This window comes from Bacillus sp. FSL R10-2780 (assembly GCF_038006125.1).
Lineage (GTDB): Bacteria > Bacillota > Bacilli > Bacillales > Bacillaceae_G > Bacillus_A > Bacillus_A cereus_U.
The window spans coordinates 3,702,947-3,725,495 of the sequence record NZ_JBBOUQ010000001.1; the positions used below are offsets into that span (position 1 = coordinate 3,702,947).

Consider the following 22,549-nt stretch of genomic DNA (forward strand, 5'->3'; position numbering starts at 1 on the left):
TATATTACCATGATTTTCTAATTGTGTAATTAGAATTTCATTTTTTCTGTTTTGAGCATTTTTTGTTTATAATGGTAAAGGAAAGAAATCTGTGTACGGAGGAATATTATGCTGCAAGACTCAATTACGAAAGATGAAATTATGATGATTGCGAATGAGTTCGTTCAAGGACTTGATCCACAGCAAGTTGCTGATCAGGAGCATGTCGCTACAGCTCGGCACCTATATCGTAGTGGTGTTGTCTATAACGTTGACTTTGATGGCTATACGCTATCCGGAACTGTAAATGCTGAAGGCAGTGTATATAGCGTTCACATCCCGATTCGTAATGTCACTGAAAGCTATTGCGATTGCTTCGCGCCAACGCAATGTCAGCATATGCTTGCTGTGTTACTATCTGCAGCTTCTAGTTTTGGGCAGGTAGGAGATGTATTAACTTTATTCAAAAATAATACAAAACCTTCTCTTCCTCCTATTCGAACTGCACGACAAGTATTGCAATCATCAGCTTTTGAAGAAATGGATTATAAAAGTTGGCAAACATACTTTGAAAATGAATATGAATCATTTAAAAAAGAACAAGCGCGGCTCACTTATAAACAAATGTATTTTCTTATGAGTCTTTTTACAGACTTCTATACAAAATTAGAGCGGAAAGCTCCGCGCATCGTTGCTATTCATGAATTATTTAAGTTGCACGCGGCACTTTATTGCTTTCAAAAATTATTAGAAGAAATTCAAGAATTTGAAGCAAACAAACTATATTCTTATCACCAACCAGTTAACGTCGTTCGCCTATTCGTTGATAAAGTTGAATCTACCGTTAGGGACCTAAAAACAGAGGAGATTCCAGAAGAATCCAAACCGATTTTACAAGAAACAGCTCGGCTCATACATGAAGCATTCTTCTCTACCGATGCCTATACACAAGAGCGATTCTTCATTTATCGTCACGTATGGGGTGAACTGTTAAGAACAGAAGAGCAGCTACAAGAAGAAGAAAAACGAATCGATACTAAAATCAATCCACTTTCCAAAGCATTAGCATCTTCTCATCTGCTCTTTTTAAATAATGAAGACTTATCGGCAATGGAATTACTCAAAAAACAGCCTGCTTCTGTTGTGAGCCTTTACTTCTATTGGTTAGAAGAGTTATTAAGTGCGATGCAGTGGGACCGTGCTAAAAGCTGGCTTTCCTTTACTTATAAACAAGTAAAAGAAACGATAACGGAACAAGAGAATACCGTCTTCATACAAGATATCGTTCGATTATTTGTGATGATGTATGAGACATATGCAACGCATACGAATGAACAAGCGGGATTAGAAATGATTTTACAAGAACTATTACCGTATAGTTTCACAAATTATGAACAATACGTACTAGCGAAGAAACAATACCATGCATGGACGGAACTTCAGCTCTTATATGGATTCGAAGTAATCGAACTTTTGAAAGAACCATTGAAAGATATTGAAAAAGAAGCGCCCGAAGCAGCACTTCCTCTTTATCACCATGCCGCAATGGAAGCAATTGAAGAGCGAAATCGCAAATCATATAAACGTGCCGTTCGTTACTTAAAGAAATTACGTATGCTTTATAAACGACTGAAGCGAACTGATGAATGGGATGCTTTCATTATTCATATCGCTAACTTACATTCACGTCTGCGTGCACTACAAGAGGAATTACGGAGAGGAAAATTAATCGATGATCATACAAACTGAAGTAACAATTAGGCTCCAGCACGTTAGTCAAGGTTGGTTCCTTTGGGGAGAAGATGATAGCGGTACGCTCTTATCCGTAGCAACTTGGAAAAAAAATGCATTCGCATGGCACTCTACTTCCTTCTACGGAACATTTTTAAAAGAAGCAACGTATGAGGGAAAACAAGGCGTTATGTTAACGAATGCACAGGCATTTGAATACATCGCAAATAAACCGATGAATTCATTTGCAAATATGCAAATGAACGGTCCTATTACGGCACTTACAAAGGACGCAAGTGAATTATGGGACGCTTTCGTCAGCGGCAGCTTCGCACCTGACATGAAGCATTGGTCTCAGCAGCCATCTTGGAAAGTTCAGAATACCTCAATTGAAGATGACATGTTAGCATCGCTTTTCTCTGCCGCTGTGAACGAAAGTATTTTGCAAGATGCTCGCTCAAATGACGGATGGGAAGATGCAAAGAGACTGTATGAACATTACGACTTTACGAAAAGGCAATTGGAAGCAGCACTACATGAAGAAGATTGGCTTCGAAAAATTGGTTACATTGAAGATGATCTTCCATTTACAGTCGGCTTAAGACTACAAGAACCGCAAGAAGAACTTGAAATGTGGAAGCTTGAAACAATCGTTACACCAAAACGTGGTGCGCATCGCATATATGTATATGAAAGTATCGATTCCTTGCCAAAACGATGGCACGATTACGAAGAACGGATTCTTGAAACACAAGAAGGATTCAGTAAGCTCGTACCGTGGCTAAAAGAGGACGACAAGTTCCGAGAAGAACTCTTTGAAACGGAAGCTTGGAACTTCTTAACCGAAGCAAGCAATGAATTACTCGCAGCAGGTATTACAATTTTACTACCATCATGGTGGCAAAATTTAAAAGCAACAAAACCGAGGTTACGTGTACAGCTGAAGCAAAGTACAGCACAAACACAGTCTTTCTTCGGCATGAATACGCTCGTTAATTTCGACTGGCGCATTTCAACGGACGGAATTGATTTATCAGAAAGCGAATTTTTCGAACTCGTTGAGCAGAACAAGCGTCTTTTCAATTTAAATGGTCAATGGATGAGACTTGATCCTGCCTTCATTGAAGAAGTAAGAAAACTAATGCACCGTGCCGATAAATATGGACTAGAAATGAAAGACGTGTTGCAGCAACATTTATCTAGCACGGCGGAAACAGAAATTGTAGAAGACGATAGTCCGTTTAGCGATATTGAAATCGAACTAGATGGATATTATGAAGAACTTTTCCAAAAGCTTCTGCACATTGGAGATATTCCAAAAGTAGATACACCATCTTCGCTACAAGCAACACTCCGCCCGTATCAACAACACGGGATTGAATGGTTGCTATACTTACGAAAGCTTGGATTTGGGGCATTATTAGCCGATGATATGGGACTTGGAAAAAGTATTCAAACGATAACTTACTTACTATACGCTAAAGAAAACAATCTCCAAACAGGTCCTGCATTAATTGTGGCACCAACATCAGTCCTTGGAAATTGGCAAAAAGAATTTGAGCGTTTCGCACCAAGTTTACGTGTTCAGTTACACTATGGTAGTAACCGAGCTAAGGATGAGTCATTTAAAGATTTTCTTCAATCAGCAGATGTTATATTAACTTCTTATGCATTAGCTCAGCTTGATGAAGAAGAACTTAGTACGTTATGCTGGGACGCTGTTATTTTAGACGAAGCACAAAATATAAAAAACCCACATACGAAACAGTCGAAAGCAGTAAGAAACTTACAAGCAAATCATAAAATTGCTTTGACCGGTACACCGATGGAAAACCGACTTGCTGAGCTTTGGTCTATTTTCGACTTTATCAATCATGGGTATCTCGGAAGCTTAGGACAATTCCAGCGCCGCTTCGTCACACCGATTGAAAAGGACCGCGATGAAGGAAAAATCCAGCAAGTTCAGCGGTTTATCTCGCCGTTTTTACTGCGTCGTACGAAGAAAGATCAAACAGTCGCATTAAACTTACCAGATAAACAAGAACAGAAAGCTTATTGTTCACTAACTGGTGAACAGGCTTCCTTATACGAACAACTTGTTCAAGATACATTGCAAAATGTAGAAGGATTAAGCGGAATTGAAAGACGCGGATTTATATTACTTATGCTGAACAAGCTAAAACAAATTTGTAACCATCCAGCCCTTTATTTGAAAGAAGAAGAACCACAAAATATCGTCGAGCGCTCTATGAAAACAAAAACGGTAATGGAGCTCATCGAAAATATAAAAGACCAAAATGAAAGTTGCTTAATCTTCACTCAGTACATTGGCATGGGGAACATGCTAAAAAGTATGTTAGAAGAAACATTCGGTCAGCGCGTCCTCTTCTTAAACGGGAGCGTACCAAAGAAAGAGCGTGACAAGATGATTGAGCAGTTCCAAAACGGAACGTATGATATCTTCATCTTATCGTTAAAGGCCGGCGGAACAGGATTAAACTTAACTGCTGCTAACCATGTCATTCACTATGACCGTTGGTGGAATCCAGCTGTAGAAAACCAAGCAACAGACCGTGCTTATCGCATCGGTCAAAAACGCTTCGTTCACGTTCATAAGCTTATTACAACAGGAACACTTGAAGAGAAAATTGATGAAATGTTAGAACGAAAACAATCATTAAACAACGCCGTCATTACAAGCGATAGTTGGATGACCGAACTATCAACAGACGAACTAAAAGAATTACTTGGCGTATAAGGTGGATGTTTCTATTCCCACAAATAGCGGGATAAATAAAAAAGGAGCAAATCTCTAACTGAGATTAGCTCCTTTTTCTATTCCAAAACCAATTGCTTATTATAATTCCTGTTAACCCGCCGCACGTATCAAGCAATGAATCTTGCCACATCGGTGTACGGTCTCCCGTAAACCATTGATGAATTTCATCAAATGTTGCATACCCCGCAACGAAAAGGAGGGCGTATGCAAAGCACCTTTTTCTCGAATAACCCGATCGATGAAAAGCATAATACGTCAATGAACCAAGCATAAAGAACACCATAAAATGAGCACCTTTACGAAGGAAAAACTCAACAAATCCACCTACACCTTTATTTGCAATACTAACAGGCGTACCTCCGCCATAATCGATAGATACCCATGAAAAATGCTCTTTCACAAACTCAACATTTATATATTGCTCAATATCCGAGCGCATATCCTGTTTTTTATATGGCTGTGCCGAAGAATAGAAAATAATCCCCATCCATAGTAATACAGGAATCCAAAATAACCATTTACGATTCATTCTCCCGAAAGCTCCTCTCTTAGTCTTTTAAGAGTACCAAAAAAAAGAAAAAATTTCACGCCAAAACATGACATTTACCCCCTATTTATAAAGTGAAAGGGGGTGATAAACATGGCAGTTGAAACAATCGTAATGGATTTAACTTTACGCCTTGTATTAAACGGAGGATTAGACAAAAACGGTAAAACAGTTTTTAAGAACAAGCAATTCAAACGTGTGAAAACAAATGCAGATTTAGGAAAAGTGCATGAAGTAGCACGTGCTCTTGCTTCACTACAGAAATCATCACTTCACGCTGTACAACTTGTAAGCACGTCAGATCTTTCTAACCTGTAATTAAAAAGGAGGGAATAAAGCATGCAAGTACTAGAGTTAGTTTTCGTAAAAGAAGATGGAAAAACAGTTGTCTTTTCTATCGATAATCCCATTACACCAGTAAATGAACTAGTCGTAAATCAAGTAATGGATACCATTCTTTCTTCATCTGTATTTTCATCAATTGGTGAAAATACTCGTAAAAAAGGAGCTCGCCTCATAGAAAAAAATGTATCTGAGGTTCAGATCACTCCGTAAATCAAAAAGACGAATCTGCATTATTTTGCAGATTCGTCTTTTTTCTTCGGCATTTCAATTGGAATAAAAATGTTTGAAAAACCAACACAAACATACTTATAATTCTCTCCGCCTAAATCAAACTCTGTCGTATATGTTGAGAAGAAAATATAATCATTTCGCTTTGTATAATGTTCGATTAATAATCCAACTTGTGGTTCAACATACTTATTTGCCAATTTCTTTCCCGCTGATGCTAAGTCGCCAAGTATACCCTCTTTATTTTCTTTCTCAACCTCTTCTAACTTCTTACTCACATCATTACGCTTCATAAATTGTTTTGCTGCCCAATCCGTATATTCTCCCTTACCCGGATTACTGTTTGCTAAATAAACTAAGAGAACAACAGCTAGAGCCATAATAATATACTTTTTTTTCATGCTATATCACCGCCTACTCTTTTCTATTTTCATATATATGTACAAGCGATGCAAATTAGAAAGACTATCATCTATTGATTGTAAACGAACCGTAAAAATTTACAATACGAAACAAAAGATTAACAATGATTTTACATTATTCGTATATAATTATATTAAGAATAATAATTTTATAAGGGAGGATTTTAGAATCATGAATAATGAAAATGATATTTTTATTTCTAGTTCTACAATGATGCTCGAACCTTGCAAACACCCTTATTACCGGACAAAAATGATCGACAGTAGCGGCAACCCCCTGCACTCTTGCCAAACAGCTATCCAACTCATAAAGAAATCTTGTCTAACACATGTTCATTCTACTTATCAAGGTAGACGTCGTGCAGTCCAAATAAACTTTAAGCTCAAACAAAATGTTCCAATTCCGATTAATCATAAAGAATATATTTGTGCTTTCCCAACAGAATCTCCTTCTTCTCCAAACTGCATTTGGTTGTTCTATAACCATATAGAGGAGATAGAGTTTTCCAAAAAAACTAACAAGGCTAACATTCATTTTTTTAACGGAACTACCATAACAATACAAATAGGTTCTCATAAGTTACAGCAACAATTTTTCAAATCTGGACATATATTATCCCGAATGAACATAAAAGATTCACTACACTTAAAAAACCCCTTGCCACATTTACTGCCTTAATGTAAATAGAATGGAACGCAATATTTCCTTTGCCTTCCATTCTACTTATTGTTCTTATCCCCTTACACTATCTCTCATTTTCTCAAGTGCTTGTCGATATACCCATCTCACTTGATAGTACGTCATCCCCATTTCAGACGCTATCTCCCCCATATTTTTCCCTGAGAAAAATCGCTCTGAAATGATGTGCCTCTCTCTCTCATCTAACACACTCATAAAGTCCTTCGCTCTCGTTCCCGTATCTTCACACTCAAATCGTTCCTCATAATCATCCGTGCATACATACCGCTCTTGCACTACGCATTCTTTCTTCAACCTTTCCAATATATAACCACGTACCGTTACAACCGCATAAGCAGGAAAACTACCTTTCTCCTCCTCATACCTTTCATACGCATGCCAAAGACCAATTAAACCACATTGATAATACTCTTCATAATCTTGGTAAATATTTAACCTCTTTATTTGATTTACAATCATACCTTCATACAAAACAACCGTATCTGTAAAAGTCGCTGGCTTCACACAGTGCCCGTTTCTAAAAGGTATACCTCTTTAGTATTCCGCGGTACCTCTACAATATAAAATGAGAAAGGAAATTTCATTGTGGGTAATTTCAAATAATACTGCCGGAATTTGAAATTACACTAGGCAGTATTTGAAATTCTGCTTGGGGTATTTGAAATAGGGGTAAAAATAAAAAAGGTGACTCTCGGAAGAGTCACCTTTTTTATTTTATTATTGGAACATACCTTGTAACGCACCCAGTCCAAGAGTTAAGACAAAGAAGACAATAGTAATAGTTGTTGCCTGCTTTTTACTTAAACTTGCCGTAATTTGAAGACCTAACCACGTTATAACAAATCCCCAAATTGTAAATACTTCAAATTTACTTGCAATACCTTTTACAACCCCGCTACTTGAAGCAAAGATAGGACCTAATCCAGTATACATTTCTTGTCCTGATCCACCTAAAACAAACGCTAAAACCGTATTCAACAATACGCCAAGTAATGAAATAATGCTTGAATATACGCTAATTGTTAATAATTTCTTATAAGAAGTATCATTGCTCATAAACATCATTAATACTTTATACACCGCTGCACTAATGAAGAAACTTATCCCCATACCTAAAGCACCAATTCCGAATCCCATACCAAACGTCACTGCAGGTGGAACGTCAAAACCTAACTCCTTATTAAGCTTAATGGCTTCTGGGGTTAAAGAGCCTACATAAGCAGCAAGTCCACCAATAACTGCTCCTAATAAAACAAGTATCCAAAACGCACCCCAAACCGCATTACTAGTCTTCATTCTCTCAAACTGTACACCAGGAGATGTAATCATTCCTAATAATGATGGCTTCTTCGCACCTACATCTTGCGTATTAATATTCGCTTCCATTCTAACGCCTCCTTATTATATTGGCATATTAGGTAAAAATGCCGCAATTAACATAACAATTGCCGCTAAAAATACCGCTTTAATAATGAATAAAACGATAATTGGAATGGCTGCTTTCACTTTACTTAATCCAGCTGTAATTTGTAACCCTAACCAAATTAAAACGATATTCCATAAATAGAATACTTCAATCGTACTACCGATTCCGTAAGCAACTGAACCTTCCTCAAATAACGGTCCTAAACTTGTATACGCAGTTGGTCCAACACCTAAAATTAAAGCTATAACACTATTAATAAGTAAACCAATAATAACAGCAATGTTCGCATATACAATGATCATTACTAATTTCTTATAAGAAGTATCATTTCCGAAGAACATCATAAATACTTTATAAATAGCTGCAATAACGACTGTTGCAAGCATAGCACCTACTGCTCCCCAGATCGTACCAGAAATCACATCTGATACAAGTGAGCCCTGATCTGCAAGTGCACCTAATTCTTTTTTCATTTTGATCATCTCAGGCGATGTGTACGTAACATACGCATTTAAGCCACCTACAAGTCCTTGTAGCAATGCAACTAGGAAGAACATACCCCAAACTTTCTCACTCGTCTTCATTCGCTCAAACTGTAAGCCTGGAGATGTAATCATTCCTAATAATGACGGCTTCTCTCCACCAACTTTTTGCGTATTCAAATTCGCTTCCATTCTAACGCCTCCTTCTATGTATATAACCCGTTCTAACGGGCGGTTCACATCCTCATTTTGAGGCTACGAACCGCCCACTAGAACGGTAATGTGTAGTAGAGAACCCTTCTCTACTACACTAATAATTTACTCATAACGAAGTGCTTCAATTGGATCTAATTTCGCAGCTTTGTTCGCTGGAATTAATCCGAAGATAATACCTAGTGTCATAGAGAACAATACGCCCCCAACGACAACTTCCCATGAAACGAGCGGTGGCCACTTCGCAAATGTGGAAACGATATATGCCCCGCCATACCCAAGACCAATTCCGATTAAACCACCTAGAAGCGTTAACATAACGGCTTCAATTAAAAACTGTAATAAAATTTTACTACGTGTTGCTCCAAGTGCTTTACGTACTCCAATTTCACGCGTACGCTCCGTTACAGATACAAGCATGATGTTCATAACGCCGATACCACCAACGACTAGTGAAATACCAGCGATACCACCGATGATCATCGTCATAATACCTGTCATTTTTGAAATACCTTCTTGAATTTCTTTTAAATTCATAACCTCGTATTTACCAGTTGTATCACTTGGCTTACGACTATTTAACACATCGGCAGCTTTTTTACCTGCTTGCTCTAAATTATCTACATTTTTTGCTTGAACAGAAATATTTTGAATTTCATCTTTTCCATACAATGTCGGCCATAATGAAATTGGAACTAGTGCTTCTGATGGTCCCATTCCCATAAACTCATTATCTGATTTATAGACACCAATAATTTGCATCGGTTGACCCTTCATTTCAATAATTTTACCGACTGGATTGGCATCCTTAAACATCTTTTCTTCCATTTGCTTACTAATCATGACAACGTTATTACCTTGATCCACATCTGATTCTTGTAAAGAACGTCCTTTTAACAACTTTACTTTATTTACTGCAAAGTACTCACTGTCTAATCCAGTAATATTCACCATTTCTATTTTATCTTCAATATCAATTGGTTCCATACTTGAATTTGTTGTTACAACATGTGCGATCTCTGGAATTTTTTTAATTTCAAAAATATCTTCCTCAGTTATCTTCGGTGCCTCTACCATTTCCATACCGAATGGATCATTCATATCTGCACTATAATGAATCGGAACCGTTTGATTACCTGACCCAACAAATTGTGATTTCAGTGCCGCTTCCCCGCCCTGCCCAATCGCAACGACAGTAATAATAGATCCTACACCGATAATAATCCCAAGCATCGTCAGAGCTGAGCGTAGTTTATGAGCTAGAATAGAAGATAAGGCAATTTTCATACTATCTAGTAAGCTCATACCGCACACCTTCTATCTTCTGTAATTTTCCCATCCCTTAGTACAATGCGACGAGAAGAATAAGCAGCTACTTCCTCTTCATGCGTAACCATAACAATCGTCGTACCTTCTGCATTGAGCTTCGTGAAAATATCCATAACTTGTGCACCAGACTTCGTATCAAGTGCACCTGTCGGCTCATCGGCCATAATGAACGTCGGATTATTTGCAATCGATCTCGCAATCGCTACACGTTGCTTCTGTCCACCTGATAACTCACTAGGTAAATGGTGTACTCTATCTGATAATCCAACTTTTCCAAGCGCTTCAAGAGCTCTCTGACGACGCTCTGCTTTCTTCACCCCACCGTAGATGAGCGGAAGTTCAACGTTTTCCACTGCGGAAAGACGCGGAAGTAAATTAAAATGCTGGAACACAAAGCCGATATATTCATTACGAATTAAAGCTAGTTTTGACTCGTCTGCTGTTAAGATATTCACATCATTCAGCATATATTCGCCTTCTGTTGGACGATCTAAACAACCGATAATATTCATAAGCGTTGATTTACCAGAACCAGACGGTCCCATAATAGAAACGAACTCACCGCTTTGAATCGTTAAACTAATACCATGTAAAATTGGTACTGCCAATTTACCTTGATAATATGTTTTGGAAATATTGTTTAACGTAATCATTTCTCTTTCACTTCCATTCCGTCATACACGTTGTCGGAAGGATTTTTAACCACCTTTTGCCCCACTGTTGTGCCTTCTACAATCTCTGTCCAGTCTCCATCAGTAGCACCTTTTTTCACATTTTGTTTACGAAGCTTTCCTTTCTCTTCGATATAAACAAATGCATCTTCGCCTTTTTCTACAATGCTCTTAGTTGGAACAGCAATCATCGTTTTGTTCTCTAAGCTTACTTGCAGAGAAACGTGATAACCTGGAGATAAACCATCTTGGCTATCAAGACTTGCTTTATATGTATATTGAGACATATTTTGAGTTCCCTCACCAGCAGCTTGAGCCATCTCTGCACTCGTTGGGAATTCACTTACTTCCGTAATCTTACCTGTCCACTTCTTCTTATTATTTGCTTTCGCAGTTACAGTGAACGTTTGATCTTTTTGAATTTGTGACTTTTGAAGCTCTGTTAAAGTCCCTTGAACTTGGAACGGGTCTTTAGAAGCAACTTGTAAAAATGCTTTCCCTTGACCACCTAATGCTTGTGATGAACTTTGCGCTGCATCTTTATCTAACTTTTGTACAACACCCGTAAAGTTACTATAAATCGTAAGTTCGTTCTGTTTTTTACTTAACTCTTCTTTTTGCAACTTCCCTTTTTCTTTCTCAAGGTCAGTTGTTTTTTGTGCCATTTCTAATTCACTTACTTGCTCTTCCATTGGGTCTGTTACTTCTTTCCCAGCCCCACTATCTTTTACCTTCTTAATTTCTTTCTTCAATGAATCAATCTTCTTTTTCCCTTGATCATAACGCATATCAGCCATCTTCTGATCAAGATCAGCTTGCTTCATTTGAAGATTAATTTCTTCATTATCATAAGAGAATAATTTCGTTCCTTTTTCTACTTCTTGTCCTTCTTTCACTGCAATATCTTTCACTTTTCCTTTAGTCGGATCCGCATAGAAACTTTCAATATTTCCTGGCTTCACTTGACCAGAAATTAATTTCGTATTATTAAGCTTACGCTCTGTCACTTTCTCAAAACTTACAGCATCTGTCTTCGCCGTACCTTTCTTCTTGCCTTGCATTACAAAAATATTAACTGCTGCAACAATAACAATTAGTGCAATAACCCCGATAATAATCCATTTCTTCTTCTTGTTTGGAGTACGAACCGTATTTGGTAACAATATTCTCTCTCCTTTTATATCTTATAGTTTAATAGATATTCAATTGTATAAAACTTTCTGAAAATTTTAATCCCACTTACATTGTTACACTCATTTTACAAAGTTTTACACAATCATTTATATTGTAACAAAAATACCAATGATTAGAAATATGACATCCTATCTTTTAAGATAGTTTTAAGGAAAGATTATTGTATATAGAAAAAGCCATCCAAAATGATAATTGGATAGCTTTTCTTAATAAAATATTACGCTACTTTAGGACCTTTTCTCTCATGTCCACGTTGCACGATAAATAAGAATACTGTTGATAAAATACCGCCTGCTAATAGTAAGATGAAACAGCCGTCCCAGCCAGAACGATCAACAATAACACCAATTGCTGCGTTTGCTACAAGACTTCCACCTACATAACCGAACAGACCACACATACCAACTGTTGTACCTACTGCAAATTTTGGTACTAATTCCATCGCACTTAAACCGATTAAAAACTGTGGTACGTAAATTAAACAACCGATAATAGAAACTGCAATACTTACAACAAGTACGCTAGATGCTTGCCAATATACAACCGTACCAACAACAACTCCGGCCATACTCATAATACATAATGGCATACGTTTTCCTTTAAATAACTTATCGCTTAAAAGACCAACGATTAATGAACTTGGAATTGCCATCCCTTCAAAAATCGCGTATGCAGCATGTGCTTCTGCTTTTGAAAAACCTTTAACTGTTGTTAAATAAAGTGGAACCCAGTTAATAACACCGAAACGAATTAAGTAGACAAATGCATTCGCAATACATAAATACCAAACGAACTTATTTGTCACTACATATTTCATTAAAATTTCTTTTGGTGACATCTTATTAGCATTATCTGCTTTTTCAAGATTTTCATAATCATTACGATACTCATCAATTGGAGGAAGACCTTCAGATTCTGGTGTATCCTTCGCATTAATCCAAACAAGAACTGCAATTACCATTGCGATAATTGCTGGGAAAATAAATACTCCGCCCTGCCAATTATTTTCACCGAAAATACCTACACCAATTCCGACAAGGGGCGGCACTAGCATTCCGCCAACGTTATGTGAAATATTCCAAATACCTGTTTTCGTACCACGTTCTTTCTTCGAGAACCATTTCGTCATAACGATACTACAAGGTGGTGCTCCCATACCTTGTACAATACCATTTAGGACAAGTAATGTAACAATCATCCCAAATGAAGATGCAAAACCGAAACAAATATTTACAAGCCCTGATAAGAATAATCCGACTGCGATAAAGCGCTGGGCGAAAGCTTTATCTGATAAATTCCCCATAAAGAACTTACTAAATCCATAAACAATTGCCATTACTGAACCTAGTAATCCAATTTCAGCTGTACTAAAACCATATTCTTGTACTAAATACGTACTTGATAACGTAAAGTTACTGCGCACTAAATAATAAGCAGCATATCCAACTGAAATTCCAATTAGTACACGAATACGCAGTAATGTATATACTTTAGCGATCATATCCGCTGGTAATCTCTCAATTGCAGGTGCTGGCTTAAGCCATTTAAACATATACTCTCGTCTCCTTTTCTCACTTTTGAGAGAGACGCTGTCTATTCCATATCTCGATTATCCCACTATTTGATATATTTTTGTTCGTCCTTCTAACTGGCTGACCTTCTATCTCTTTCTGATTCTTCGCAAACATCGTTGGTACGCCAAACGAAACTTTTTCTAAAATGTGCCCCGCTTCTTCTGATAAACAATAATCAATAAATAAGTCCGCAATAAAACCACTCGGTGCACGCTTCAGTTTCGAAATCGCATTAACAGATAACCCTGTTTGCTCAGGCTCATTACTTACAATAGGAAAGCCTTGTTTCTGAAGCATTCTCTGATCTCCCGCAAAATTGATGCCTATCATATATTCACCGCTCGCAACCAGTTCTGCGGGCATATAACCATTCACCGTTACTTCACCAACTTGCCTTGCAAGATTCTTAACATACTCTTTCGCTTCTCTTTCACCTAAAGTATCAATAAGTGATTGAAACAAAGTATATGCTGTGCCGGAAACATTTGGATCAGGCATTGCAATCTTACCCGTATATACCGGATCTAATAAATCTTGCCACCTTGATGGATATGGAAGACCGAGCGGCGCTATTTCTTCATTCCACCGCTCTTTATTAATCGCAATTGCCAGTTTCTCCACCTCATAACCGTACCAATAACCGTCTTTATCTTTAACAGTCTTTGAAATACGATTCGCATGCTGGCTCGTAACAGGAATAGAAAGGTTCTTTTGCTTCATCATTTGATGCGCATCCACTGTACCGCCAATAATAATATCCGCCTTCGGATTTCCAGCTTCCTCTTCCACTCTCCGAAGAAGTTCTTCTGTCGATAGACGAATAAATTCATATGTACACCCGCGTTGTTTACAAAATGACGAAAGCAAAGCTTCACCAACTTCCTCGCGGGCCGCTACATACGCAACGAGATGACGATCATCCAAAATAGGGAGACCACTTTTATTATATTTAATAGAGGTTGTATCTCGAGAGCAACTAGACATCGCTCCTCCGATTACTAGCAAAAAGAAGAAAAAGGCTATCTTTCTCATGACACACTCTCCTTTACAAATAACTCTGCTAGGGAGCCCTTCATATACATGACATTCCCGTTATTATCACCGAGATATTGCACAACAAAGTAAGATGGATACACAGAAATAGTTAGAATATCTTCACGCTCATTCTTTATACGCTTACCTGTTTTATAAGCAGTAACATAAGCAATCGGTTCATTCTGTGATTGTAATAATTTCTGAATTTCTCCGTAATCTGTAATTTGCTTTGCGTATCGAATAGAATCAAATATTTGCGTAAGATCTATAGTACGTATTACATCCCCTTGCCTCACTACAACTTCCTTTGCCTCCGCAAAGAAATTACTAATGCGCTCTGGTGTATAATACAGACTTAACAAATACGTTTGAAATGCTGAGATCATCGGATCCGTGCCATTCTTTCCGTATACATTAGCCTCATACTGGAACAAGTCACCTACTGCAAAAGTACGCTTATGTCCATTCAAGTACGTTACTTCTCCAGTAAATACTTGTTCTTGATTCTTAGCTTCTCTCGGCTCTATTCGAATTCGGTCAAAGAATGAAACAATCGTATGCAACCGAACTTCATCCGTTACAACAATTTCTCCCCACTTCTCATGCCTTACTTTCACTTCAGTAGGAAGGGATTCATTCACTCTTTGTAAAACGGCTTGTTTGTCATCCACAATTGTGATTCGATTATATATTTGCTTCTCAATAACATAAAACAAAATAAGAGAAACGATCATACAAAAGACAAACACAAGAATTTGAAATGATAGCCTTTTCATTTCTGCCTACCTCCAAGATAAAAAAACGTTGTTTCGAAAATACCGCATAATTGTTTCATAAATGTATCATTTAACCGCTTTCAAGTTTTTTATGTCTTCCATCCTTCTCGGAAGTAAAAATGTAATACATATTGTATTTCCCATTTCTTCACTACTCTCAATTCGCATACTTCCGCCTTGCTTCTTCATAATCTCCTGACAAATGTATAAGCCATAACCATTCCCGTAACTAGAAGGAAGCACCTTACCTTCCGGAGACTCATTCCATTCTGCAAGCACACCTTCATCCATACCAATACCATCATCATGAACAAAAACCTTTGCTTCCTGCTCATTTATAATTACATTCATACGAACTCGCGTAGCATCACTATATTTAATCGCATTATCAAGCACATTCAAGAAAATTTGCTTCGTCTTATCAAAATCCGCAACGACGTGTACTTCCGTTAACTCATTCATAACTTCAATTTCAAACTGCTGCAGGCGCGGTTTCACAATTGAAACTGCTTCTTCTGCTAACTCTTTAATATTCACGACTGTAGGTGACACTTCAAACGTACTCTTCCCGTACTTTGAAGACTTAAGTAATTCCTCTACAAGTGATAATAGACGCTCACTTTCTACAGACACATAACGAAGGCTCTCCTGCACATCTTCCTTCGATTGTAACTTCGGAATTAAATCCACATAACCGATAATTGCCGTAAGCGGTGTTTTCAGCTCATGCGTAATGCGGTCCAAGAAATCTTTCTGTTTCTCTTTCTCTTCTTTCAGCTGCTTAATATGCAGTTCAATCCCATCAGCCATCGCATTAAAGGACGCTGAAAGCTGCGCAATCTCCACATACTCATTCAGCACAATCTTACTTTCATAATCCCCATTCGCAAGCCGATGTGCCATTTGCCTTAACTGATCAATTGGTTTATGAAGAGACTTCGCCAAACGAATCGCAAAGAAAATACCAGCAGCTACTAAACAAAGAGACGTCATTAAAAACGTCCAACTCACATTTGTTAAAACTTCCTTCTCATCCGTTAACTCATTTATAAAACGAATACTCCCAATGACATCGTTTCCATAATAAACCGGACTTGAAAACAAAAGAATTGGAGCTGGGTCTCCCTCCTCGAAAACATAAGATTTCTTTCCCTTCAAAGAACTCCCAATATCAATATTCCGATGAAGTAACGCTCCCTTTTGTGTATCTGCAACAACATCCCCATTCTTCCCAATCATCTGTACCCGGACATCCATTCGCTTCGCTAAATAAGAAGCAATTAAAAGCGAATTAGGACCTAGCGTCTCCACTTCTGCTTCCTTCTCTAAATAATTCATCGTATAAATTTGTGCTTCCACACTTAACTTTTCTAAGGAATCCGCCGCATTATGATACACATTCTTCTCCAGTGCAATATAAACAACCGCATACAAAAGAACAAGAATTGGAATCAACAATCCAACTATCCCAAACACCATATTTCGTTTTAAAGACATATCATCACCTTTTAGCAATCAAGCTTATACCCAACACCATAAATTGTCTTAATATACTCCCCGCTCGCGCCGAGTTTCTTGCGCAGCCTCTGCACCATAATATCAACCGCTCTCGTATTCCCTATATACTCAAACCCCCACACTTTCTCTAGTAGCTCATCCCTCATGAATACACGCTGCGGATTTGAAACAAACAACTGACACAAATTAAACTCTCGGTACGTTAACTGAATCTCCTGCCCACTCACATGAAGCTTTCGTTCCTTTGGACAAATAAGTAAATCACCAGCCCCAATCACCTCATGATTTAAAGGAACCTCCTTCTTCGTCACGCGCCGCGCCATATTCTTCACCCGAAGAATAAGCTCCGCATAATTAAAAGGCTTCGTCACATAATCATCCGCTCCAAGCTGAAGACCAAGTAACTTATCATTCATCTGACTCTTCGCTGTCAGCATGAGCACCGGAATATCACGCTCCTTCTCCCTGAATAAACGTAATAACTCATACCCATCCGTATCAGGAAGCATCACATCTAAAATAAGTACATCCGGCTGCTCATTCCATCTCTCTAAAGCTTCTCTCCCATCAGCCGCCGTCAATACTTCATACCCTTCCATCTCTAACTGCATCCGAATCAAATTACGAATACTCGATTCATCATCTACTACAAGTATTTTCATCATTCTCCTCCTTCCATCCTGTATTATAGTACAGTTTAGTATAGCAAAAATAAGACAAAAAAAGAGAGGGTATTGTCGAACATATGTTGAACGACAGTACCCTCTCTTTCACTTATTATATTTTATTTAGCATACCCATTCGGTTGTTTCTGATGCCAATCCCACGCATGCTCGATAATTGTCTTCACATTTACATACTCAGGATTCCACCCTAACTTCTCTTTCGCCTTTTGAGAAGAAGCTACTAAACGTGCTGGATCTCCTGCACGACGTGGCGCTACCTCAGCTGGAATCTCATGATTCGTAACTTCACGAACTGCATCAACGATTTCTTTTACACTGAAGCCATTACCATTTCCTAAGTTATAGAAATCACTTTCTCCGCCATTTTGCAGATCCTTAAGCCCTAAGAAATGAGCCGCCACTAAATCTTCAACATGAATATAATCACGGATACAAGTACCATCTGGTGTATTATAATCATCACCGAACATCATAATCTTCTCACGTTGACCTAACGCCACTTGTAAAACAAGAGGAATTAAATGTGTCTCTGGACGGTGATCTTCCCCAATAATACCACTTGGAGTTGCACCAGCCACATTAAAGTATCTGAAAATCTTATAACGTAAATTTGAAGCTTGGCTATACCAATGAAGCATCTTCTCAATCGCTAACTTCGTCTCTCCGTACGTATTCGTCGGATTTGTCATCGTTTCCTCAGTAATAAGGTCTACATCTACCTCACCATAAGTTGCTGCAGTAGAAGAGAAAATAAACTTATCTACTTTAAACTCATCCATTACCTCTAGCAAGCAAAGTGCACCATACACATTATTATTATAATATTGAAGAGGCTTCTCCATACTAACTCCAACTAAAGAATCAGCTGCAAAATGCATAACCGCCTCGATACTTTCTTGTTTAAAAACATCTCTTAAAAATGCTTTATCACGAAGGTCACCGTTATAAAACTTCGCACCTTCCGTAATCGCGTCTTCATGACCAGTTTGTAAGTTATCTACTACTACTACAGATAAACCTTCATCAACTAGTTTTTTAACAGCGTGAGAACCGATATAGCCCGCTCCGCCGCAGATTAGAATTGAATTCATTGTCTTCCTCCTACATATGTTAGGATTTCTTACTTACTCACTTTCTTATTATAAAAGGTATACGATTGCTCGTATACCTTTTGTATATATTCTTTATTACTTAGTTACAAAATAACCCTAACCATCTTTACAAGTGGTCAGGGTTATTAAAAATTAACGATTTAATTCAAGATGTGCTTTTAACTTATTCGTTAAATCTTGTTTTGCTGCATCTGGAACATAGTAGTACCAAATACCATCGGCAGCTTTGTGTCCGTCGCCTGGGATTTGGATATCTTCACTATTTTCCAAGCAGTTTTTATAATTCTTTTGCATATCAAACATTTGATCCTGCGTTAAGTTTGTTTTTACATTCTTTTGAATTGCTGCTAGCACATCTCCATAACCTGTTAAAGAAGAGAAGCTTGCACCTTTTTTGATAACTCCTTGCATGACTTGACGTTGGCGCATTTGACGACCAAAGTCACCACGTGGGTCTTGTTTACGCATACGTGTATATGCTAAAGCCTCATTACCAGTTAAATGAATATTTCCTTTCGCAAAATGATGTCCATCCTGCGTAAATTCTAAATCATTATTTACATCTACCCCGCCGACTGCATCAACGATATCTTTAAATCCTTCCATGTTCACTTCAATATAATAATTAATAGGAACATTCAAGAATTTTTCTACTGTCGCTACAGACATATCTACTCCGCCAAATGCATAGGCATGGTTGATTTTATCACTTTTCCCTTTTCCAACGATCTCCGTATACGTATCACGAGGGATACTTACTGTTTTCATTGAATTATTTTTAGGATTTAACGTGATAACCATTAAAGAATCTGAACGTCCTTTATCCTCACCACGTTCATCTGCTCCTAATAGTAAAATTGAAACTGGTTCACCATTATTAACTTTTTCTCCAACTTTATTGTTGTTTTGATCACGCTTTAGAGGTTTATGAACTTCCTCTAATGTTTTGGATACAGAAGAATATACATTATAAGCGTAAATTCCTCCACCTATGATTAGTACCCCAATGATGCCGAGTACCCAAAATAAAATTTTCTTTTTCATTATTGTAACCCTTCCTTCTTAAAACCTCTCGTTAACCTAACTGATCATACATGTAAACTCTATTATACAAAGTATGAAGTCATTTAATAAAGCTAAGTTATAAATTAATTCACAAAAAATAGACAAATAACAATTATCTATCGTTATTTGTCTACCATATATCTTAATATATTTATTCTTTCTTGTCACCAAGTGCAAACGTAATTTCTGTCTCACAAGCGATTTCACCATCTACAGTAGCAATTGCTTTTCCTTTTCCAATTGCTCCACGTACACGCGTCATTTCAACTTCTAAACGAAGCTGGTCACCTGGACGGACTTGTCGTTTAAAACGGCAATTATCAATGCCTGCAAAGAATGCTAAACGACCACGATTTTCCTCTTTCTTCAGCATAGCAACCGCGCCAACTTGTGCTAAAGCTTCTACAATTAAAACACCCGGCATTACAGGATAATCTGGAAAATGCCCATTAAAAAACTCTTCATTAGCTGTAACATTCTTTATTCCAATAGCACGCTTTCCTTCTTCTACTTCTAAAACTTTATCCACAAGTAGAAATGGATAGCGATGCGGAATAATTTCTTTAATTTGCTGAATATCTAACATATTGTTCTCTCCTTACACACTAAATTGGTCATACCACCACAACACTGTCCTTATTATCCCATTCTCTCCCGTTTTTGTCACGGAAAAACAAAAAAGACGCTTTCTATAGAAAACGCCTTTGTAAACAAATTCGATGCAGTATTACAAAAAGGTCCGACTGCATACACTTATGGATTACATCCTAAATTTAGAAAAATGAATTTAGAGCGGTGGATCTAAAAGGTGCAACAAATAATGGAGTAATAGGTCAAGCTTTCTTTACATTGCCGGAGGAAGTTAGACTGACTGAGAAAAAAAATTATGATGCAGATTTAATTTTGTTACTAACTGAAAAAGAGGTGCTGTAAAATAGATTAGTTTACAACCATTAAAACCTTAAAGGATTTGGGCTGTTATATCGATGAGGAGGTTAGTAAATTTGTAGAATATCAAAAATTATACCTGAACAATATGAGCAAATCACAGGATCCTCGTATAAACTAAAAGTAAATTTAGGGGAATTTTATGAAGAAATTAAAGATAGCGATTATAGGGAGTTGTGCATCAAGGGATAATTTTAATTCTATGTTTATACCGCATTATAAAGATTTTTACAATTGTGTTTTTCATCAAAATCAAATGTCTATGATTTCTCTTGTCTCACAGCCAATTCCTTACGAAGCTTCAAAAGTTGATGGGCCTTTGAGCCCTCATGATAAGAGACAATTTCAAACAGAATTAGAGAAAAGTGCTTACGCCCATTTAATAATTAATCAGCCTGATTATCTTATATTAGATTTTTATGCCGATGTTCTTATGGGGGTTAGAGAAATAGGAGATTCCTATATAACTAATAAGAAATGGAAATTTTCTCAAACCACTTTGTATTCGGAGTTACATGAAGGTAATGAAATTACCTTAAACAAAAATCCAGAAAATTATTTACGTTTATGGAAAGAGAGTGTAGACTCTTTTTTTGAATTTGCTAATACCTATTTTCCAAAGTGTAAGATAATAGTTCACAAAACACGATTTACTGATGAATATTTAGATGAATCATCAGGAGAGGTAAAAAAATTAAATGATAAAATAACCCCGATTGATATCAAAATATGTAACAAATGGTGGGACATTTTCGATAACTATATTATTGAAAATTATCAAGTTAGAAAAATTGATTATAAAAATAATTACTTAGCAAGCGAAAGTCATCCTTGGGGGCTTTTCCAACTTCACTTTGAAGATACCTTTTACAAAGATTTTACTAATCAATTACTTAGTATAATTGTTAATGATTTAAAGTCTGAACTAGACTCGATTGAAAAGAATGATAACAATACTAGATTACTAAATCATAATCCTAATTTTAATTTAATATTGAATCCAACTTTTAACCTCGGTAAATCATTCTGGTCTGAATGGAATGACTCTTTCTCTATTGTAGAAGGCGAACAGGACAAAAATCATAGTAAAATAGTTAATATTAATAGGGAAGGACTTACGAAAAATCCGATAGCATCTTTATGGTCAAATCTTATTGAGATTAATGCGGATGGGGAGAAAGTTTTCACCTTATCTTTCGATATGAAAATATCTGATGTGGAAATATTCGATAGTCATCAAGCCTTCTTCTGTGTTAGGACCTTTGATAAAACAGATCAATTTTCTCAGAAGGATGCAGTTTGGTTTAGGTATTTTAAATTGCAAGAGATATCTATTCAAGAAGGTGAATGGTATCGTTATACCTTTGAAATTAAACCATTTGCAGGTAAATATATTAGGTTAGGACCGTATATGTTTCAAAACGGGAATATTTCTTGGCGAGAGCTTCAATTAAAGTAAATAACAGTGATTCAATTGATTAATTTCTAATTTTGGGCGAAAATTAAATTACAAACATCTAAGAGGAGTCGGTGCATTGCGCTGGCTCTTTTAGTATTTGGTAGGTTCATATACAGTAAATGTAAAGTAACTCCAAAATATACAATAAAAATTGATTTGGAGTTGTTTTTTGTTTACTTCACTTTTTTGGTACTCTGCATCTAGACTTTAAATCCGTTGACCACGGCAAGACTTTATCAATTTTTATTATTTAAATCAATATTGGGGATTTAAACAATAAAAATAAAGGAGATAATGATAGGGACTTAAATTGTTCTCTTTTTCGGTTTC

22 protein-coding genes are annotated in these 22,549 nt (G+C 37.0%); 6 read left to right on the plus strand and 16 right to left on the minus strand.

Annotation, left to right across the window (positions count from 1 at the left end; all coding sequences use genetic code 11):
• Positions 1-108 precede the first annotated feature (108 nt).
• Together NSQ47_RS19425 and NSQ47_RS19430 are read left to right on the plus strand one after the other, a co-directional pair.
• Complete coding sequence (locus NSQ47_RS19425) at positions 109-1,728, plus strand: SWIM zinc finger family protein (protein ID WP_070129191.1); 1,620 nt, start codon at positions 109-111, stop codon at positions 1,726-1,728.
• Positions 1,712-4,468 (plus strand): DEAD/DEAH box helicase, encoded by a 2,757-nt coding sequence (locus NSQ47_RS19430; protein ID WP_016106660.1) that lies wholly within the window; start codon positions 1,712-1,714, stop codon positions 4,466-4,468. The genes NSQ47_RS19425 and NSQ47_RS19430 overlap by 17 nt, the downstream gene beginning before the upstream one ends.
• Positions 4,469-4,532: 64 nt before the next feature.
• Here the strand turns inward: NSQ47_RS19430 and NSQ47_RS19435 are convergent, their stop codons facing one another.
• Positions 4,533-5,018, minus strand: coding sequence for a VanZ family protein (locus NSQ47_RS19435; RefSeq protein ID WP_002034802.1), 486 nt, complete (start codon positions 5,016-5,018; stop codon positions 4,533-4,535).
• Between the two features lie 111 nt (positions 5,019-5,129).
• On the opposite strand from NSQ47_RS19435, the gene NSQ47_RS19440 reads away from it, so the two are divergent.
• Positions 5,130-5,354, plus strand: a complete 225-nt coding sequence (locus NSQ47_RS19440; protein ID WP_078179479.1) for a DUF1659 domain-containing protein — start codon at positions 5,130-5,132, stop codon at positions 5,352-5,354.
• Between the two features lie 21 nt (positions 5,355-5,375).
• On the plus strand, positions 5,376-5,591 hold the full coding sequence (locus NSQ47_RS19445; protein ID WP_002159825.1) for a DUF2922 domain-containing protein: 216 nt from the start codon (positions 5,376-5,378) through the stop codon (positions 5,589-5,591).
• 20 nt (positions 5,592-5,611) lie between these two features.
• On the opposite strand, the gene NSQ47_RS19450 is transcribed toward NSQ47_RS19445, so the two are convergent.
• Positions 5,612-6,010, minus strand: coding sequence for a DUF4359 domain-containing protein (locus NSQ47_RS19450; protein WP_002034805.1), 399 nt, complete (start codon positions 6,008-6,010; stop codon positions 5,612-5,614).
• Positions 6,011-6,203: 193 nt separating this feature from the next.
• On the opposite strand from NSQ47_RS19450, the gene NSQ47_RS19455 reads away from it, so the two are divergent.
• Positions 6,204-6,710, plus strand: a complete 507-nt coding sequence (locus NSQ47_RS19455; RefSeq protein ID WP_088099696.1) for a competence protein ComK — start codon at positions 6,204-6,206, stop codon at positions 6,708-6,710.
• A gap of 54 nt (positions 6,711-6,764) precedes the next feature.
• Here the strand turns inward: NSQ47_RS19455 and NSQ47_RS19460 are convergent, their stop codons facing one another.
• The 14 genes from NSQ47_RS19460 to fabZ all read right to left on the minus strand — a co-directional run bounded on the left by NSQ47_RS19460 (position 6,765) and on the right by fabZ (position 20,398).
• Positions 6,765-7,235: a sigma-70 family RNA polymerase sigma factor gene (locus NSQ47_RS19460; protein ID WP_002159823.1), complete on the minus strand. Its 471-nt coding sequence runs from the start codon at positions 7,233-7,235 to the stop codon at positions 6,765-6,767.
• 213 nt (positions 7,236-7,448) lie between these two features.
• A complete protein-coding gene (locus NSQ47_RS19465) occupies positions 7,449-8,117 on the minus strand; it encodes a Yip1 family protein (RefSeq protein WP_002112956.1) in 669 nt (222 codons plus the stop codon).
• 15 nt (positions 8,118-8,132) lie between these two features.
• Complete coding sequence (locus tag NSQ47_RS19470; protein WP_283746677.1) at positions 8,133-8,831, minus strand: Yip1 family protein; 699 nt, start codon at positions 8,829-8,831, stop codon at positions 8,133-8,135.
• A gap of 126 nt (positions 8,832-8,957) precedes the next feature.
• Positions 8,958-10,157 carry an ABC transporter permease gene (locus tag NSQ47_RS19475; RefSeq protein ID WP_002159821.1) on the minus strand — a complete coding sequence of 400 codons (1,200 nt, stop codon included), beginning with the start codon at positions 10,155-10,157 and terminating at the stop codon, positions 8,958-8,960.
• A complete protein-coding gene (locus NSQ47_RS19480; protein ID WP_002159820.1) occupies positions 10,154-10,834 on the minus strand; it encodes an ABC transporter ATP-binding protein in 681 nt (226 codons plus the stop codon). Before NSQ47_RS19480 ends, NSQ47_RS19475 begins: the two co-directional genes overlap by 4 nt.
• A complete protein-coding gene (locus tag NSQ47_RS19485; RefSeq protein WP_002112962.1) occupies positions 10,831-12,015 on the minus strand; it encodes an efflux RND transporter periplasmic adaptor subunit in 1,185 nt (394 codons plus the stop codon). Before NSQ47_RS19485 ends, NSQ47_RS19480 begins: the two co-directional genes overlap by 4 nt.
• Positions 12,016-12,263: 248 nt before the next feature.
• Positions 12,264-13,598, minus strand: coding sequence for an MFS transporter (locus tag NSQ47_RS19490; RefSeq protein ID WP_341037778.1), 1,335 nt, complete (start codon positions 13,596-13,598; stop codon positions 12,264-12,266).
• Positions 13,599-13,617: 19 nt separating this feature from the next.
• The gene (locus NSQ47_RS19495; RefSeq protein ID WP_341037779.1) at positions 13,618-14,652 is read right to left on the minus strand and encodes an ABC transporter substrate-binding protein; all 1,035 of its coding nucleotides are present in this window, start codon (positions 14,650-14,652) and stop codon (positions 13,618-13,620) included.
• The gene (locus tag NSQ47_RS19500) at positions 14,649-15,431 is read right to left on the minus strand and encodes a DUF3919 family protein (protein ID WP_341037781.1); all 783 of its coding nucleotides are present in this window, start codon (positions 15,429-15,431) and stop codon (positions 14,649-14,651) included. Before NSQ47_RS19500 ends, NSQ47_RS19495 begins: the two co-directional genes overlap by 4 nt.
• Positions 15,432-15,497: 66 nt before the next feature.
• On the minus strand, positions 15,498-16,928 hold the full coding sequence (locus NSQ47_RS19505; RefSeq protein ID WP_341037783.1) for a HAMP domain-containing sensor histidine kinase: 1,431 nt from the start codon (positions 16,926-16,928) through the stop codon (positions 15,498-15,500).
• An 11-nt stretch (positions 16,929-16,939) separates the two neighbouring features.
• Positions 16,940-17,611: a response regulator transcription factor gene (locus NSQ47_RS19510; RefSeq protein ID WP_002112969.1), complete on the minus strand. Its 672-nt coding sequence runs from the start codon at positions 17,609-17,611 to the stop codon at positions 16,940-16,942.
• A gap of 122 nt (positions 17,612-17,733) precedes the next feature.
• On the minus strand, positions 17,734-18,726 hold the full coding sequence (galE, locus tag NSQ47_RS19515) for a UDP-glucose 4-epimerase GalE (protein ID WP_070129202.1): 993 nt from the start codon (positions 18,724-18,726) through the stop codon (positions 17,734-17,736).
• A 153-nt stretch (positions 18,727-18,879) separates the two neighbouring features.
• Positions 18,880-19,791, minus strand: a complete 912-nt coding sequence (tagU, locus tag NSQ47_RS19520) for a polyisoprenyl-teichoic acid--peptidoglycan teichoic acid transferase TagU (RefSeq protein ID WP_341037785.1) — start codon at positions 19,789-19,791, stop codon at positions 18,880-18,882.
• A 172-nt stretch (positions 19,792-19,963) separates the two neighbouring features.
• Entirely contained in the window at positions 19,964-20,398 is a 435-nt protein-coding gene (gene fabZ / locus NSQ47_RS19525) for a 3-hydroxyacyl-ACP dehydratase FabZ (protein WP_000884318.1), read from the minus strand.
• 504 nt (positions 20,399-20,902) lie between these two features.
• On the opposite strand from fabZ, the gene NSQ47_RS19530 reads away from it, so the two are divergent.
• On the plus strand, positions 20,903-22,219 hold the full coding sequence (locus NSQ47_RS19530) for a DUF6270 domain-containing protein (RefSeq protein WP_341037786.1): 1,317 nt from the start codon (positions 20,903-20,905) through the stop codon (positions 22,217-22,219).
• Positions 22,220-22,549: the final 330 nt, after the last annotated feature.

Bases quoted from the DNA above. Each gene is read 5' to 3' on its own strand.
- NSQ47_RS19470 (WP_283746677.1), bottom strand. From the start codon at position 8,831: ATGGAAGCGAATTTGAATACGCAAAAAGTTGGTGGAGAGAAGCCGTCA.
- NSQ47_RS19435 (WP_002034802.1), bottom strand. From the start codon at position 5,018: ATGAATCGTAAATGGTTATTTTGGATTCCTGTATTACTATGGATGGGG.
- NSQ47_RS19505 (WP_341037783.1), bottom strand. From the start codon at position 16,928: ATGTCTTTAAAACGAAATATGGTGTTTGGGATAGTTGGATTGTTGATT.
- NSQ47_RS19430 (WP_016106660.1), top strand. From the start codon at position 1,712: ATGATCATACAAACTGAAGTAACAATTAGGCTCCAGCACGTTAGTCAA.
- fabZ (WP_000884318.1), bottom strand. From the start codon at position 20,398: ATGTTAGATATTCAGCAAATTAAAGAAATTATTCCGCATCGCTATCCA.
- NSQ47_RS19445 (WP_002159825.1), top strand. From the start codon at position 5,376: ATGCAAGTACTAGAGTTAGTTTTCGTAAAAGAAGATGGAAAAACAGTT.
- NSQ47_RS19425 (WP_070129191.1), top strand. From the start codon at position 109: ATGCTGCAAGACTCAATTACGAAAGATGAAATTATGATGATTGCGAAT.
- NSQ47_RS19510 (WP_002112969.1), bottom strand. From the start codon at position 17,611: ATGAAAATACTTGTAGTAGATGATGAATCGAGTATTCGTAATTTGATT.
- NSQ47_RS19455 (WP_088099696.1), top strand. From the start codon at position 6,204: ATGAATAATGAAAATGATATTTTTATTTCTAGTTCTACAATGATGCTC.
- NSQ47_RS19480 (WP_002159820.1), bottom strand. From the start codon at position 10,834: ATGATTACGTTAAACAATATTTCCAAAACATATTATCAAGGTAAATTG.
- NSQ47_RS19450 (WP_002034805.1), bottom strand. From the start codon at position 6,010: ATGAAAAAAAAGTATATTATTATGGCTCTAGCTGTTGTTCTCTTAGTT.
- NSQ47_RS19530 (WP_341037786.1), top strand. From the start codon at position 20,903: ATGAAGAAATTAAAGATAGCGATTATAGGGAGTTGTGCATCAAGGGAT.
- NSQ47_RS19440 (WP_078179479.1), top strand. From the start codon at position 5,130: ATGGCAGTTGAAACAATCGTAATGGATTTAACTTTACGCCTTGTATTA.
- tagU (WP_341037785.1), bottom strand. From the start codon at position 19,791: ATGAAAAAGAAAATTTTATTTTGGGTACTCGGCATCATTGGGGTACTA.
- galE (WP_070129202.1), bottom strand. From the start codon at position 18,726: ATGAATTCAATTCTAATCTGCGGCGGAGCGGGCTATATCGGTTCTCAC.
- NSQ47_RS19475 (WP_002159821.1), bottom strand. From the start codon at position 10,157: ATGAGCTTACTAGATAGTATGAAAATTGCCTTATCTTCTATTCTAGCT.
- NSQ47_RS19500 (WP_341037781.1), bottom strand. From the start codon at position 15,431: ATGAAAAGGCTATCATTTCAAATTCTTGTGTTTGTCTTTTGTATGATC.
- NSQ47_RS19465 (WP_002112956.1), bottom strand. From the start codon at position 8,117: ATGGAAGCGAATATTAATACGCAAGATGTAGGTGCGAAGAAGCCATCA.
- NSQ47_RS19490 (WP_341037778.1), bottom strand. From the start codon at position 13,598: ATGTTTAAATGGCTTAAGCCAGCACCTGCAATTGAGAGATTACCAGCG.
- NSQ47_RS19495 (WP_341037779.1), bottom strand. From the start codon at position 14,652: ATGAGAAAGATAGCCTTTTTCTTCTTTTTGCTAGTAATCGGAGGAGCG.